Here is a 14912-nt window from a genome sequence, read left to right on the forward strand (position 1 = left end):
CCTCCCCCCTAGACTTGGGCGTGTGGTGAGCACCGACTGGAAGAGCGACCTCAGGCAGCGCGGCTACCGGCTGACGCCGCAACGGCAACTTGTGCTGGAAGCCGTGGACACCCTTGAGCACGCGACCCCCGACGACATCCTCACGGAAGTGAAGAGGACGGCGTCGGGGGTCAACATTTCGACCGTCTACCGGACCCTGGAGCTCCTGGAGGAGCTGGGCCTGGTCAGCCATGCCCATCTGGGGCACGGCGCGCCGACGTACCATCTCGCCGACCGGCACCACCACATCCATCTGGTCTGCCGCGACTGCGAGAACGTCATCGAGGCGGATGTGCAGGTGGCCGCCGAGTTCACGGCGAAACTGCGGGAGACGTTCGGCTTCGAGACGGACATGAAGCACTTCGCGATCTTCGGCAGGTGCCGGGACTGCACGTCGAAGGCCGTGGCGGACGGGCGTTCGACTGCCAAGAGTTCAATTACCGAGTCGTAGGCTTAGGGCATGAAGAGCCCTCTGCTGTCCCTGCCCGGCGCCGTCCCCGCTGAGGGCGTGGACGAAGGCGTCGCCGCCCACTACGGCGACCTGTTCCGCGAGCAGCGTGCCCTCGCCGACGGCACCGGTTTCGTCGACCTCTCGCACCGCGGAGTCGTCACCGTCACCGGCGAGGACCGTCTGAGCTGGCTGCACCTGCTGCTCACCCAGCACGTCAGCGACCTCCCCGTGGGCCAGGCGGCCGAGGCCCTGATCCTCTCCGCGCACGGCCACATCGAACACGCGCTCTACCTCGTCGACGACGGCACCACGGTCTGGGCCCACATCGAACCCGGCACCCGGGAGGATCTTCTCGCCTACCTGGAGTCGATGAAGTTCTTCTACCGGGTCGAGGTCGCCGACCGCACCGCCGACACCGCCGTCGTCCACCTGCCCGCCGGCTCCATCGCCGAGGTGCCGGAGGGCGTCGTCGTCCGCGAGACCCCGTACGGCCGCGACCTCTTCCTCCCGCGCGCGGACCTGGAGTCGTACGCCGGGAAGGCGGGCCCCCCGGCCGGGATCCTCGCCCATGAGGCCCTGCGCGTCGAGCAGCACCGCCCCCGCGTCGGCTTCGAGACCGACCACCGCACCATCCCGCACGAGCTGGGCTGGATCGGCACCGCGGTCCACCTCCAGAAGGGCTGCTACCGCGGCCAGGAGACGGTCGCCCGCGTCCAGAACCTGGGCAAGCCGCCTCGCCGCCTGGTCTTCCTGCACCTCGACGGCAGCGAGGTCCACCTCCCGCCCCACGGCACCGAACTCCGGGTCGCCGACGAGGCCCCCGACGGCCGCAAGATCGGCTTCATCACGACCTCGGTACGCCACCACGAACTGGGCCCGGTGGCCCTGGCCCTGGTGAAGCGGAACGTCCCGGTGGACGCCCCACTGATGGCGGACACGACGGCTGCGGCCCAGGAGACGGTGGTCGAGCCCTAGATCTCCGAGCCCTGGATCTGTGGGCCCTAGATCTCGAGGAGGACGGTGAAGGGGCCGTCGTTCGTCAGGGACACCCGCATCCGCGCCCCGAACCGCCCCGTCGCGACGGTGGCCCCCAGCTTCCGCAGCTGCGCCACGACCTCCTCCACGAGCGGCTCGGCGACGGGCCCCGGGGCGGCGGCGTTCCAGGTGGGCCGCCGCCCTTTGCGCGCGTCCCCGTACAGGGTGAACTGACTGATCACCAGCAACGGGGCGTCGATGTCACTGCACGACTTCTCCTCGTGCAGCATCCGCACCGACCACAGTTTGCGGGCGAGCTGGGCGGCCTTCTCCTCGGTGTCCTCGTGCGTCACCCCCACCAGCACGCACAGCCCCTCGCCGACGATCTCCCCGACCGTCTCGCCGTCCACGACCACACTCGCGCCGTCCACCCTCTGCACCACAGCTCGCATGCGGACCATCATGCCGGGTGCCCCGCACGGACTCGCGAAGGGCCCATTTTTGATCCTTTAGGCCCTGTCTGGGGCCGTTCGGGGGGACTCGGTCACATCGCGGCGACTTGGGGTGGCACGATGCTTTCCACCACACGCCGGTCGAGGGGACGGTCGAGGGACATGAGCACACCGAGTACCGGGCGGCTGGAGGCACACCGGCCGCCCTTCCAGCGCGGCGACAGCCCTGCGCCGCCCGCCGATCCGCCGGAGCACGAGCCGGCCCGGCTGAGCCTGCCCGAGCTGCGCACCCTGCGCCAGGGCGCCCAACGCGACGAGGCGGACCTGAGCTACGTACGACGACTGCTGCAAGGCCGGATCGACATCCTCCGCGCGGAGCTGGCCCGCCGCTCCCCGTCGGGCGCCGCGTCGGTCGTCGAACGCCTCCCGGAGATCCTCACCGACGCCCCGGCCCGCCACCGCTCCTCGGCGCGCCACGTCACGCTGGGCACCCCGCACAGCGAGGAGTACGGCCGTCTCGCCGCCGACATGCTCGCCGACGTCGAACTCTCCGACCTCGACGCCCGCACCGACCCGGAACTCCACGCGGCGATGGCCCGCCTGGTCGGCTACGAGCAGCAGGTCTCCCGCCGCCGCCAACACCTCCAGCGCACGGCCGACGACTGCGGAGCGGAAATCACCCGCCGCTACCGAGAAGGCGAGGCCCAGGTCGACGACCTGCTGGTGTGAGAAGACTCAGTCGACGAGCGCCGGTCGCTGCGACGGGACGGGTAGGGGGGCGGGGGCGAAAACCCGGCGACACCCGCCCCCACCCTGCCTACCGTGGCCCCATGGACGTCCGCCCCATCACCGACGACGAACTCCCCACCTGGATGCGCACCCTGAACACAGGCTTCCTGCGCCCCCCGGCCGTCACCGAGGAATCCGTCGCCGCCCGCCGAGCCACCCTCGCCGACTCCCGCCTCTACGGCGCCTTCGACGCCGACACCTGCGCCGCCACCTACCGCTCCTTCCCCCAGGAACTCACCACCCCGGGCGGCACCCCCGTCCCCGCCGACGCCATCTCCAACGTCACCGTCCTCCCCACCCACCGCCGCCAGGGCCTCCTCACCCGGCTGATGGCCGACGACCTCACGGCCGCGAAGGACCGCGGCGACGTCGTGGCCACCCTGATCGCCGCCGAGTACCGCATCTACGGCCGCCACGGCTTCGGCCCCGCCACCACCATGACCGAGTGGACGATCGACATACCGAGGGCCGGCTTCGACCCCCGCCATCCGGTCCCCCTGGCCGGCGGCCGGGTCGACCTGATCGACGGCCCGGAGGTCCGCAAGCTCGGCCCCGCCCTGCACGAGCGCCTGCGCCGCAGCCAGCCGGGCGCCGTCAGCCGCCACGAGCACTGGTGGGACATGAACACCGGTGTGATCCACCTGCACGGAGAGGCGAGCTGGACCGAGCCGTTCTACGCGGTGTACCGGTCGGCGGCGGGCGCGGTCGAGGGGCTGGTCTCGTACCAGGCGGACGACGAGTGGACCGACGCCAAGCAGCCGCGGAACACGGCCTCGGTGGACTGGCTGCTCTCGGTGACCCCGGCCGCGTCCCGCGCCCTGTGGCACTACCTGTGCTCCATCGACTGGATCACCCGCGTGAAGTCGGGCTGGCGCTCCCCGGACGACCTGCTCCCCCTCCTGCTGCCCGACCCGAGGGCGGCGAGCATCACGACCCAGGCCGACTGGCTGTGGGTGCGGCTGCTGGACGTCGTACGGGCCCTGGAGGCGCGGACGTACGACACGGCGGGCGCCCTGGTCCTGGAGGTGGTCGACGGGGCCGGCCTGGCCGGGGGCCGCTTCCTGCTGGACGCGACCCCCGACGGCGCCTCCTGTACGCCGACGACCCGCGACGCCGATCTCACCCTGGACGTGTCCGAGCTGGCGTCCCTGTGGCTGGGCGACGAGTCGGCGGTACGGCTCGCGGCGCTGGGCCGGCTCCGGGAAGAACGAGCGGGCGCCGCCCGGGGGGCCGACGCCCTGCTGCGTACGCCCGGGCGACCGTGGTGCCCGGACCTGTTCTGAGACTCCTTTCGCCTCTCGGTTCTCGACTTCCGCCTCGCGGCGGTTCGGGGAAGTGACGGTGCATCCGTAGCTGTTCAGTTGTGGCTGTGCGCGCGATGTTCGGTTGTGGCTGTGCGGCGATCTGCAGTTGTGGCTGTGCTCAGGTGTCGGCCTCTCGGGCTCCCGGCTCCCCTCCGGAAGGGAGTCCGACCGGCCAACCGTCCGGAAGTTTGACCATGTTGTTGAAGTTGGCAGCCAACTTCACTGTACTTATGTCCGCTTGGAAGCGTCTTATAACCATCTCTCTTTGAACTGCCGCAAGATGGCGGGAAGTTGTACTGTTCCACCGTGGAGCCGGAACATGCCCCCGTCAACGGACGGGGGAGAGCGGGGCGGCCCCAGCCCTCGCACCGCGAGGTGGCCGACGAGCTGCGCACCCGGATCAGAACCGGAGTGCTGCGGCCGGGCGAACGCATGCCCACGCAGGCCAAGCTCGCGGACGAGTTCGGGGTGGAGCGGGGAGCCGTACGCCAGGCGCTGCGCATTCTGCAGTCGGAGCACCTGCTCACCAACGTCTCGAAGGGAAGCCCGGCCACGGTCGCCCCGCCGCCGGGTGCGGCCGGCCCGCCGATCGGTCCGGGGGCGACCCCGCAGCCCTCCATGGTGGGCCTCCCCCCGCGGATGACCGAGGCCTTCGCGGCCGAGCACGTACAGGTCGACGCCCTCTGCCTCACCGCGGTCTCCCTCACGGCCGCGATCGGCGAACCGCTGCGCCGGATCCACGCCGGACAGCTGAAACCGGCCAAGATCGAGGTCCGGGTCCTGCTGCCCTCCCGGAACATCGATCTGGCCTTCCCGGCGGCGGTGGACACCTCGGCCACCGAACGGCTCCAGCGTCACTGGCTCGCCCACCGCAACGCCCAGGGCCAGGTGCTGCGGCACAATCTGCTGACCCTGCGCTCGACGCACGGCATCGATGTCACCGTCACCTTTCGCGCGCTGCCGTTCACCCCGCCGGTGAAGCTGTATCTGCTCAACGGCACGGAGGCGCTGTTCGCGTACTACACCGTGCGGCTGCGCGAACAGACGATCGATCAGGAACACCTGGAGATGTACGACGCCGAGGGCACGCGGTCGGTGCTGTTCGCCTTCGAACAGGGGGCCGGGCCGCGCGACTCGGCGTTCGTGGAACAGTCCCAGCTGTGGTTCGACGCACTCTGGGAGACGATCAGCTCGGAGCTGCTGCTCACGAGCTGACGGCGGGTCCGGTGGCCACGAGGGCGAGGACCACGGCGCCGACCGAGCTGAGGGCCGGGCTCTTGACCTTGATCCCGATGCTGAGCAGCAGCAGTCCCACGGCGCCGGTGGTGCCGTACTTCCACTGGATGGTCTGCTCCACGCCGACGACGATGGCGGCGGAGAGGAGGGTGAGGACAGGCATGGTGTTCCCCCCTTCGGGCACCAACTCAATCAAGTTGGCAACCAACTCTAATTATGTTGTCCCCACTTGGTACCAACCCCTAAACAACTTTCAAGCAACTCCCCATAGATGGATCTAAGTTGTAGCGTTTGGTCGTGACCCAGGAGAACGTGGCGGAGAACGTGGCAGTGAACGGCAGCAGAAGGACGCCCCAGGAGATCGCCGACGTCCTGCGGCAACGCATCCGGGTCGGTGACCTCAAGGCGGGCGACCGCCTGCCCACCCAGGCAGAACTCGCCGACGAGTTCGGGGTGGAGCGCGGCGCCGTACGCCAGGCCCTGCGGGAACTCCAGCTCGACGGACTCCTCACCAACGTCAGCAAGGGCAGCCCCCCGCGCATCGCCGAACCGCCCTCGCCCGGCCACGACGAGCCCCAGCCCACCATGGTGGGCCTCGCCCCCCGCCTCACCGAGGCGTTCTCCGCCCCGCACGTCCGCATCGACGCGGCCTGCCTCACCGCCGAGAGCCTGATCCCCGCCCTGGGCGAGCCCCTGCGCCTCATCCACGCGGGGGTGATCCACCCCCAGAGGATCGACGTCCGGATCCTCCTGCCCTCCCGCCGCATCAATCTCGCCTTCCCCGTCCCGGTCGAGGGACGCGGCGACGACGACCCGGTCCACCAGCGCTGGCTGGCCATGCGCAACGCCCAGGGCCACGTCCTGCGCCACAACCTGCAGACCCTGCGCTCCCACGGCATCGACGTCGACATCACCTTCCGCGCGCTGCCGTTCACCCCGCCCGTGAAGCTGTACCTGCTCAACGGCACCGAGGCGCTGATGGCGTACTACATGGTCGAGCGGCGGGCGGAGGACACGGACAGCGGAACGCTCGACATGTACGACGTCATGGGCACCGAGTCCCTCCTCTTCTCCTTCGTGGCCTCGGACGGTCAGCGCGACGCCTCGTTCGTCGCGGAATCCCAGAAGTGGTTCAACGCCCTCTGGGAAACCATCACGACGGACCTGACACTCTCCTAGTGACTTCTGATACGACGCAGACTGAACAGGTGGCAGCCGACACCGACAACACCCAGGGAAACGGAACCGCGGATCTGCGGGAGCTGATCGCGCGTACGAGGGTCGTCCTGTGGGACTTCGACGGCCCCATCTGCCGGCTCTTCGCCGGCCATTCGGCGGAGGACGTGGCCGACGGACTGGTGGAGTGGCTCGAAGGGCGGGGCCTGCACCATCTGCTGACGGAGTCCGAGCGGGAGTCGCTGGACCCGCACGTCGTCCTGCGCGCCGTGGACCGCCTGCGGCCCGGCAGCGACCTGGTCGCGGAGCTGGAGGAACGCCTCACCCAGGAGGAGCTGCGGGCCGCCTCCTCGGCGATGCCCACGGCGTGGGCGGACCCCCTCATACGCACCTGGACCGCCCTGGGACTCCGCCTGGCCATCACCACCAACAACTCCCCCCGCGTGGTCGCCAAATACCTCACCGGCCGCGGCCTGACCTCCTGCTTCACCCCCCACATCTACGGCCGAACCCAGGACCTCCACCTCCTCAAGCCCCACCCGCACTGCCTGCACCGCGCCCTCTCCGCGGCGGGCTCCGCCCCCGACACCGCCCTGATGATCGGCGACACCCCCTCCGACTTCCTCTCCGCCCGCGCGGCCGGCGTCCCCTTCCTGGGCTACGCGCGTAACGAACGCAAGGAGAAGCTGCTGCGGGGGGCGGGGGCGACGATGGTGGTGAACTCGCTGGAGAGGGTGCTGGGGGTGGTCAGGGAACGGTCCTGAGCATCAGCGCCACCAGCACACAGACCGCCGTGACGGCGAGCATGTCGTGCCGGGCCCGGACGCCCACCATCACCGTGAGCATCAGCGCCACCCCCCTTCCACCTACCTGCCAGTATCGGTGAAGCTTTCAAGTCTCGGTCCAGTTGGACTGCTTGACGTTTCTAGGTGGGTTTCCCCTGCCCGATTGATCCTTAATCGGTCATGCCTGACCGATACTTGACTGACCGTGGTTTGGTACTGGACGGATGGCGGTACGGTCGCGGTGTGGACGCGCAGCAGAGTGGTGATGTCGGCGGCCGGGAGTTCCATCGAGTCGCCGACGACCTGCGCGCCCGGATGGCGAACGGGACGTATCCGCTGCGGTCCTTCCTGCCGTCCCAGCGGGACCTGGCCGAGGAGTACGGGGTCTCCCGTGACACGGTCCAGCGGGTGCTGCGGGAACTGGCCAACGAGGGCTGGATCGAGTCCCGGCAGGGCAGCGGCTCGCGGGTGGTCAAGACACAGCGGATCCAGTCCTCCACGCCGAGGGCCACCCGGCAGAGCCACGGGGCCAGGCTGGGTCCGCTGCTCAGCGAGGCCTTCGAGCAGCCCGAGGTGACCCTGGACGTCTACACGCTGACGTCGGAGTCGCTGGACGCGCACATCCGGCTCCAGGCCGAGCGGATCCACGGCGGCTCCATAGCCCCCCAGCACATCGGCCTGCGGATGATCCTTCCCTCCGAGGAGCTGAACCTTCCCTATCCGAGGGTCAAGGACGACAAGGGCGACGACCGGCTGAAAAGCCGTCTGTACGACATCACCCACCGTCACACGGCCTCGCTGCGGGGCGTGCTCAAGGACCTGAGGACGGAGAAACTCGTGCCCTCCGTCGACGTCCAGATCCGCCACGCCGCCCTGACCCCGACCTTCAAGCTCTACCTCTTCAACGGCACCGAGGCGTTGCACGGTCCGTACGAGGTGATCCAGCGGCAGATCGAACTGGACTCGGGGGAGGAAGTCACCGCCCTTGACGTGCTGGGACTCGGTGCGACGCTCACCCACCACGTGAAGGACTCCGACCCGAATGCGCCGGGCACGGTCTTCGTCGACACCTGGCAGTCGTGGTTCGACTCGGTCTGGAATCTTCTCGCCGAATAGGCCAGGAGCGTGCGCTAGCATCTCCCAATCGCGCGAGCAATCGCTCCCGTCCATACGTATGAGATGGCGAACAAGCCAGTCTCGAACAGCCTGAAGCGGATGAGTGGCGCACCACCCGTTGTGCTCACTCGATCATCACTTCGGCCTGCGGCGCATTTACCGTTTGCCCTACCTATCCCTGCGCAAGTATCCGGAGCGGCCAGTGGTCGACCCCCTTGTTCCCCCTCGGCACCCTGGGGAACGAGCCGCTGACGAGGAGCCCGACGCCGTCGCTCTTAGGGCATTCGTCAAGGCCGCGGAATCGGAGCAGGTCTCCAGCGGTCACCACAATCGCAACTACGTGCTGCCGGTGGCAGCGGACGTCGCTCACCGGATCGGCCGCGAAGCCGGCACGTCCGTCACGGTGCGCATCCGGCGGAAGGACGCCCTGCCCGTGGTGATCCGGACCTGGCGGGACGAGGCGGCGATCCTCCGCGCCGTCCGGAGTGCCCTGCCGCACGCACCCGAGTGCCTGGTCCCCGGGCGCGGGTACGCCATCCACAGCTATGTGGAGGGGGTACCGCTCTCCACCATCTGCGGAAACGGCAAGCCGGTCGACACCCTGCTGTTGAAGGCGCTGGCCCGTCTGCTGGCCCAGATGACGCAGGTGCGCCGGGCGGCGCTGCCCTCCCTGCCCTCGTTCTGGCCCGCGAACCGCGACAGCCAGGCCTTCCTGAAGACCCTGGCCCACCTCGCCGACGAGCAGATCCGCCAGCCCAACTGGCGGGAGTTCGGCGGACTCTTCAAGGCCCTGGGCATCTCCGACGATGCCCTGCTCGGACTGGCCGAGCGGGTTCCCGCGATGTCCCGCAGGCCGTACAGCCTCCTGCACGCGGATCTGCACCGGGACAACCTGATCGTGACGTACGACGGTGATCCGCCCCTCATCTGTGTGGACTGGGAACTCGCGACCTACGGCGATCCGCTGCACGATCTGGCCACGCACCTGGTTCGCATGCAGTACCCGAATCACCAGTGGTCCGAGGCGATCGACGCCTGGGCCGAGGCGATGCGGGAATACCGGCCGAGCGCGGTCAACGGGATGACCCGGGACCTGCGCCACTACCTGGACTTCGAGCGGGCGCAGTCGGTTTATCCGGACGTCATGCGGGCGGCGCGGTCGTTGCAGGAGTCGTTCACACAGAAGCGGCTGGACGAAGCGACGGTGGAGGTCCACCGGGCGCTGCGGACGGCCGAGGAGCCGTTGCGGCTCAGGAACGTGCCGACGACGGACGAGATCGAGCGGGCCCTGTTCCGATGGCTGGCGTCACGTGGCGATGTCAGCGGCCGGGACTGGATCGCCAAGGCCTGCGACTGGAATCCCGATCCGCGATTTCCCGTGCACCCCGGATTTCCCCCTGCGGCCGTCCGGGACGCTCTTCTCGCGGAGGGAGCCGCGCCGGCGAACCGGGTGTTCAAAGGCACCGCACATCTCAATTCGGTCGTCTGGGTCCGTGGGAATCCCACCCCCGTCGTGGTGCGGCGCAAGCTGGCGAATGTCTCCCGGCGAGAGCCGAGCTACCTGAGTGAGCACGCCGTACTGCGGGCGATCCAGGCGTCGAACGTCCGGGTGGCGGCGCCCCGGGTACTCGCGCTGGGAATGAGTTATCCCGACGACGCGTTCGCGGTGCACACCTATGTCGGCACGCGTATCGACCAGCCGCCCGAGCATCCCGTGAACGGTCTCCTTCCGCACGAGGCGGACGCGCTCGTCGACCAATTGTGCGAGCTGACCCGCGTGGACCACACTCGGGTCGCTCCGGACGCCGGGGATGTCGATTTCTACGAGTGGCTGAAGGCGCAGCTCGTCGAACTGGTCCGGAATCTTCCCAAGGAGTCCCTGCAATTGGCCCGCACGCTCGGGCTGCCCGACGACTGGAGACTTCGGCAGATCCTGTCCCGGCACACGCTCAGCCGCCGGGCCCCCGCCCTGCTGCACGGCGACCTCAACCCGTGGAACCTGGTGCGCCGCAAGGACTCGCTGGCCCTGACCATCATCGACTGGGAGATGGCCCTGGTCGGCGACCCTCTCTACGACCTGGTCCGGCACATCCATCTGACCCCGACCCGGCCGGAGATCAGGGAACGCATGTTCGTCAGATGGGAACAGCGCCTGGCCCCACGGCACACCCAGAACTGGCGCCAGGACTGGCTGGTCTACCGCTGGATCGAGATCGTCCGCTCCGCCTACATCGACCTGGACCGCCTCGTGACCGGGGCGAGCCTGGACGCGCCCAACGTCCGACGTGCGGTGGACTCCTACGCGGGAACCCTTGCCGCCGCCACCGCCTCCCTCGGCCTTCCCCTTCCGGCCACGGCGAACCCCTATCTTGCCCGAGCTCTGGCCTAGGGAGACCATGGCTCCCACTGAACTCCGTTCTGTCCAAGGACATATGACGCCCCATGGGGGCGTGCGGCGCGAGGGGGACGGCCATGTCCGCGCGGGGGAGCCGAACGACGGGTGAGGAAGGCGTGGGGCAGCTGCTCCGGCGCTATCAGGACCGCTTCGAGCCACTGGTCACCAGAGTCCTGCTGATCGGGATCTTCGTCACCGGACTGACCGCGCAGTTCGTCAAACCCGTCGGCGACGCCATGGAGGGCAAGGCCTATCTGGGCGGCGCCCTGCTCAGCCTGGTCGGCTACGTGCTCTACGACGCGGTGAAGGACCTGTCCACGACGCTGCGTCGCCTGCCCACGCGCGGCCAGGTGAAGTCACGGGAGCTGGGCGCCTTCGTCAGCGAGGCCTTCCGGGCGCGGACCGTGGACATACGATTCCTCGGCTACACCGGCGAGACCCTCTACAACGAGCTGTACCACCGCCTCGAAGGTCTCATCGAGGACCCCGGCCCCACGCGGCACGTCACCATCCAGGTGCTGATCCCCGACTTCGGGCAGCCGATGACCGTCCCCTCACGGGTCGGCGACACCGGTGCCCCGCTGGACGACCCGGACTTCCGCAAGCGACTCGAAGGCAAGTGCCAGGAATACGACGAGACGCTCTCGACGCTCGCGGAGCGGCTCACCGCCGTCGGCCGGGTCTCCGCCCACTGCGAATACCGCGTCTACCCCGGCATCCCCCGGGACAAGATCTGCATCTTCAATCGCGAGCTCGTCCTCCACGGCCTCTACGACGTCACGGCGCGTACGGTGCTGCGTGGCGCGGCCCCCGAGTACTACGACCCCAAGGGCTACCGCACGGACCTCAACGTGTGGTCCCTGGAGGGCGCCGAGGACAAGGCGCTCATCGCCACCTGGAACCGGCATCTCGACAACCTCTGGAGTCTGGCCGCGTCCCCGCCCTGGCGAGGTCCCGCGTCCTGAACCCGCCGTAGGCTCCCCCCATGAGCGACCCCGGGCTGCGTGAGCGGAAGAAGCAGCGCATGTATCAGGCCGTGTCGGACATCGCCGTGCGGATGTTCCTGGAGCGGGGCTTCGACGCGGTGTCCGTGGCCGAGGTCGCCGCGGCGGCCGGGATCTCCAAGCCGACCCTCTTCCGGTACTTCCCGGCCAAGGAGGATCTGGTCCTGTACCGGATCGCCGACCACGAGCGGGAGGCCGCGCGGGTGGTGGAGGGCGGGCGGGCCGAGGGGGTCGCGCCGCTGCCCGCCCTGCGCCGCCACTTCCTGGAGGGGATCGCCGCCCACGACCCCATCACCGGGCTCAACGACCACCCCGCCGTCCGCGCCTTCTACGACCTCCTCTACGGCACCCCGTCCCTCGTCGCCCGGCTCCACGCCCACCTGGAGCGTTCCGAGGCCGCCCTCGCCGAGGTCCTCGGCGGTGGCCTGGAGGCCCGGCTGGCCGCTGGCCAGATCATCGCCGTACGGCGGATCCTCGCCGAGGAGAACTGGCGGCGGATCTCGGCGGGGGAGGCGGTGGAGGACGTACGTCAGGACGCGGTCGGGGCGGCGGAGCGGGCCTTCGCGACGCTGGAGGCGGGGCTTCCGTATCTCACCCAGTCGAACATTACTCGGTAAAATATTTAACTCGGTTACGTTATTCGCTATCCTCGGCGTATGACGTCTGCCGAGACCGCCGCAAAGGGCCCCGACCACGACCTCGACACCGCCCTCCGTCATGAACGCGCCCACCACGACACCTGCCGGGCCGCCCTCGCCGCCATGGTCGACGGCGCCGACCTCCAGGTCGTCATCGGCGAGGACGTCTCCGCGTCCGGCGCCGACGCCGAAGTCCTCGGCCACGGCCTCCGCAGCCGCGCCAAGGCCCTGCACGAGCTCCCCGACGGCCCGCTGTTCTTCGGCCGCCTGGACCTCGTACAGGGCGGCGGGCACCACATCGGCCGGCTGCGGATCAGCGAGCACCCCGCCGCCCCGCCCCTCGTCGTCGACTGGCGCGCCCCCGTCTCCCGCGCCTTCTACCAGGCCAGTGCCCGCGATCCGCAGGGCGTGACCGTACGGCGGCGGTTCGGCTGGGCGCCCGGCAGCCGCGGCGACTCCGCCGATCTGACCGGACTGGAGGACGAGCACCTGAGAGGCGGCGAGCCGACGGCCGCCGGCCCCGGCGGGCTGCTGCTGCGCGAGCTCGAACGCCCCCGCGTCGGACCCATGCGGGACATCGCCGCCACCATCCAGCCCGAACAGGACGACCTCGTACGAGGAGGACTCGCCGACTCGGTCTGTGTGCAGGGCGCCCCCGGCACCGGCAAGACCGCCGTCGGCCTGCACCGGGCCGCCTACCTCCTCTACACCCACCCGCAGCGCATCAAGCGCGGCGGTCTGCTGATCCTCGGCCCCAACCGCACCTTCCTCTCCTACATCGCCGAGGTGCTGCCCTCCCTCGGCGAGACCGGCGTACGGCAGTCCACCCTCGAGGACGAGATCGCCCGGCACCCGGTCACCGGGACCGACACCGACCGGGCCGCCGCCCTCAAGCACGACCCCCGGATGGCCGAGGTGCTGCGCCGGGCCGTGTACGGGCGGGTGACGGCCGCGCACGCAGAGGACCTGGCCGTACCGGACGGGTCCTACCGCTGGCGGATCGCGGGGCGGCAACTCGTCGAGATCGTGAGCGCGGTGCTCGCCGAGGAGCCGCCGTACGAGGTCGGACGCGAACGGGTCCGCAGCCGGATCGTGCGCCGGATCCTGACACAGGCGGAACGCCGCGGCGGGCCGCCCCCGGCCGCCTGGCTGCGGCGGATCGAACGGGCGCGGGCGGTGAGCGCCTGCGTGGAAGCGCTGTGGCCCAGACTGCGGCCGACCGAGGTGCTGGCCGGGCTGCTGGGCGACCGGGAGGCGCTGACCGCGGCGGCCGACGGGCTGCTGGACCGGGCGGAGCAGGAGGCACTGCTGTGGACCCGGCCGCCGCGCTCACCGAAGTCCGCGCGCTGGTCGGCCGCCGACCTCGTCCTCCTCGACGAGATCGCCGGACTCCTCGAACACCCCCAGGGCTACGGCCATGTCGTCGTCGACGAGGCCCAGGACCTCTCCCCGATGGAATGCCGGGCCATCGCCCGCCGGGTCCCCTTCGGCTCCCTCACCGTCCTCGGCGACCTCGCCCAGGGCACCACCCCGTGGGCGGCCCGCTCCTGGCGGGTCCAGCTCACCCACCTGGGCAAACCCGACGCGACGACCGTCCCCCTCACCACCGGCTTCCGCGTCCCCGGCGCGGTCCTCGCCCTCGCGGGCCGCCTCCTCGCCCGGCTCGACACGGACGTACCCCCGGCCCGTTCCCTGCGCCACGACGGCGCACTGCGCGTCCGCCGCGCCCCCGCCGGCGACCTCACCTCCGAGATCGTCGCCGCCGTACACGACGCCCTCACCCACGAGGGGTCGGTGGGCGTGATCACCCCCGACGCCGACACGGCCCGCGTCCGGGAGGCACTCACCACCGCCGGCCTCGCCCCGGCGACCGGCCGGGTGACGGTCATCGGCGCCACCCTCGTCAAGGGCCTCGAATACGACCATGTCGTCGCCGTCGAACCGACCGCGATCGCCGAGGCCGAGCACCGCGGCCTCAACCGGCTGTACGTCGTCCTGACCCGCGCGGTGTCCCGCCTGGACGTGGTCCACACACGGGAGTTGCCCTGGGACTGACAGGGCGCATCCTGGGGTGATGCTGCTCTTCCTCGACGTCGACGGGACGCTGATCCCCTTCGGGGGGCCCGATCCCCATCGGGAGTACGGCCCCTCGTCCCACCCTCTGCTGCCGCGTCTGGACCCGGCCCTGGGGCCCCGACTGCTCGCGCTCGGCTGCACGCCGGTGTGGGCGACTACCTGGTCGGACGACGCCAACGCACTGCTCTCGCCCTGGCTGGGACTGCCTGCGCTGTCCGTGGTCGAGTGGCCGGAGGACGAGGATGCGCCCTCCGCCGCCGGTCTGCACTGGAAGACGCGGCCGTTGGTGGCGTGGGCCGCGGGGCGGCCCTTCGTCTGGCTCGATGACGAGATCACCGAGGTCGATCGGGCCTGGGTGGGTGGTCATCATCCGGGCCCGGCGCTGCTGCGTCGCATCGACCACCGGTACGGGCTCCGGGACGGGGACCTCGCGGCCGTGGCGGCGTGGGCCGGGGGAGTGCCGTAGGAGTGCCGTA

At 70.2% G+C, this 14912-nt stretch carries 15 protein-coding genes; 13 read left to right on the top strand and 2 right to left on the bottom strand.

Annotated features, from left to right (window positions below; genetic code table 11):
• Positions 1 to 22 precede the first annotated feature (22 nt).
• Together ABZ464_RS10515 and ABZ464_RS10520 are read left to right on the top strand one after the other, a co-directional pair.
• On the top strand, positions 23 to 490 hold the full coding sequence (locus tag ABZ464_RS10515; RefSeq protein ID WP_359273855.1) for a transcriptional repressor: 468 nt from the start codon (positions 23 to 25) through the stop codon (positions 488 to 490).
• A gap of 9 nt (positions 491 to 499) precedes the next feature.
• On the top strand, positions 500 to 1465 hold the full coding sequence (locus ABZ464_RS10520; RefSeq protein ID WP_359273857.1) for a folate-binding protein: 966 nt from the start codon (positions 500 to 502) through the stop codon (positions 1463 to 1465).
• 26 nt (positions 1466 to 1491) lie between these two features.
• Here ABZ464_RS10520 and dtd read toward each other — a convergent pair whose 3' ends face one another.
• Entirely contained in the window at positions 1492 to 1917 is a 426-nt protein-coding gene (dtd, locus tag ABZ464_RS10525) for a D-aminoacyl-tRNA deacylase (RefSeq protein WP_359273859.1), read from the bottom strand.
• 162 nt (positions 1918 to 2079) lie between these two features.
• Here dtd and ABZ464_RS10530 point away from each other — a divergent pair, with 162 nt between their 5' ends.
• From ABZ464_RS10530 to ABZ464_RS10540, 3 genes are all read left to right on the top strand, one after another.
• Positions 2080 to 2646 carry an aerial mycelium formation protein gene (locus ABZ464_RS10530; RefSeq protein ID WP_359273861.1) on the top strand — a complete coding sequence of 189 codons (567 nt, stop codon included), beginning with the start codon at positions 2080 to 2082 and terminating at the stop codon, positions 2644 to 2646.
• A 101-nt stretch (positions 2647 to 2747) separates the two neighbouring features.
• Positions 2748 to 3989, top strand: coding sequence for a GNAT family N-acetyltransferase (locus ABZ464_RS10535; RefSeq protein WP_359273863.1), 1242 nt, complete (start codon positions 2748 to 2750; stop codon positions 3987 to 3989).
• A gap of 327 nt (positions 3990 to 4316) precedes the next feature.
• Positions 4317 to 5225, top strand: coding sequence for a winged helix-turn-helix domain-containing protein (locus ABZ464_RS10540; protein ID WP_359273866.1), 909 nt, complete (start codon positions 4317 to 4319; stop codon positions 5223 to 5225).
• On the opposite strand, the gene ABZ464_RS10545 is transcribed toward ABZ464_RS10540, so the two are convergent.
• Complete coding sequence (locus ABZ464_RS10545) at positions 5215 to 5409, bottom strand: hypothetical protein (protein WP_359273869.1); 195 nt, start codon at positions 5407 to 5409, stop codon at positions 5215 to 5217. The genes ABZ464_RS10540 and ABZ464_RS10545 overlap by 11 nt on opposite strands.
• A 128-nt stretch (positions 5410 to 5537) precedes the next feature.
• Here ABZ464_RS10545 and ABZ464_RS10550 point away from each other — a divergent pair, with 128 nt between their 5' ends.
• The 8 genes from ABZ464_RS10550 to ABZ464_RS10585 all read left to right on the top strand — a co-directional run bounded on the left by ABZ464_RS10550 (position 5538) and on the right by ABZ464_RS10585 (position 14902).
• On the top strand, positions 5538 to 6425 hold the full coding sequence (locus ABZ464_RS10550) for a GntR family transcriptional regulator (RefSeq protein ID WP_359273871.1): 888 nt from the start codon (positions 5538 to 5540) through the stop codon (positions 6423 to 6425).
• A gap of 29 nt (positions 6426 to 6454) precedes the next feature.
• Entirely contained in the window at positions 6455 to 7186 is a 732-nt protein-coding gene (locus ABZ464_RS10555; protein ID WP_359273874.1) for an HAD family hydrolase, read from the top strand.
• A gap of 264 nt (positions 7187 to 7450) precedes the next feature.
• Positions 7451 to 8323: a winged helix-turn-helix domain-containing protein gene (locus ABZ464_RS10560; protein WP_359273877.1), complete on the top strand. Its 873-nt coding sequence runs from the start codon at positions 7451 to 7453 to the stop codon at positions 8321 to 8323.
• Positions 8324 to 8525: 202 nt separating this feature from the next.
• Positions 8526 to 10712: an aminoglycoside phosphotransferase family protein gene (locus tag ABZ464_RS10565; protein ID WP_359274370.1), complete on the top strand. Its 2187-nt coding sequence runs from the start codon at positions 8526 to 8528 to the stop codon at positions 10710 to 10712.
• Positions 10713 to 10834: 122 nt separating this feature from the next.
• Positions 10835 to 11683, top strand: a complete 849-nt coding sequence (locus tag ABZ464_RS10570) for a hypothetical protein (protein WP_359273880.1) — start codon at positions 10835 to 10837, stop codon at positions 11681 to 11683.
• A gap of 20 nt (positions 11684 to 11703) precedes the next feature.
• Positions 11704 to 12339, top strand: coding sequence for a TetR family transcriptional regulator (locus ABZ464_RS10575; protein WP_359273883.1), 636 nt, complete (start codon positions 11704 to 11706; stop codon positions 12337 to 12339).
• A 39-nt stretch (positions 12340 to 12378) separates the two neighbouring features.
• On the top strand, positions 12379 to 14415 hold the full coding sequence (locus ABZ464_RS10580; RefSeq protein ID WP_359273886.1) for an AAA family ATPase: 2037 nt from the start codon (positions 12379 to 12381) through the stop codon (positions 14413 to 14415).
• 19 nt (positions 14416 to 14434) lie between these two features.
• Positions 14435 to 14902: an HAD domain-containing protein gene (locus ABZ464_RS10585; RefSeq protein ID WP_359273889.1), complete on the top strand. Its 468-nt coding sequence runs from the start codon at positions 14435 to 14437 to the stop codon at positions 14900 to 14902.
• Positions 14903 to 14912 lie beyond the last annotated feature (10 nt).

The organism is Streptomyces sp. NPDC005820, from assembly GCF_040630255.1.
Lineage (GTDB): Bacteria > Actinomycetota > Actinomycetes > Streptomycetales > Streptomycetaceae > Streptomyces.

Coding starts and splice junctions, on each gene's coding strand:
- ABZ464_RS10520 (WP_359273857.1), top strand. CDS start 500: ATGAAGAGCCCTCTGCTGTCCCTGCCCGGCGCCGTCCCCGCTGAGGGC.
- dtd (WP_359273859.1), bottom strand. CDS start 1,917: ATGCGAGCTGTGGTGCAGAGGGTGGACGGCGCGAGTGTGGTCGTGGAC.
- ABZ464_RS10530 (WP_359273861.1), top strand. CDS start 2,080: ATGAGCACACCGAGTACCGGGCGGCTGGAGGCACACCGGCCGCCCTTC.
- ABZ464_RS10535 (WP_359273863.1), top strand. CDS start 2,748: ATGGACGTCCGCCCCATCACCGACGACGAACTCCCCACCTGGATGCGC.
- ABZ464_RS10545 (WP_359273869.1), bottom strand. CDS start 5,409: ATGCCTGTCCTCACCCTCCTCTCCGCCGCCATCGTCGTCGGCGTGGAG.
- ABZ464_RS10575 (WP_359273883.1), top strand. CDS start 11,704: ATGAGCGACCCCGGGCTGCGTGAGCGGAAGAAGCAGCGCATGTATCAG.
- ABZ464_RS10580 (WP_359273886.1), top strand. CDS start 12,379: ATGACGTCTGCCGAGACCGCCGCAAAGGGCCCCGACCACGACCTCGAC.
- ABZ464_RS10585 (WP_359273889.1), top strand. CDS start 14,435: ATGCTGCTCTTCCTCGACGTCGACGGGACGCTGATCCCCTTCGGGGGG.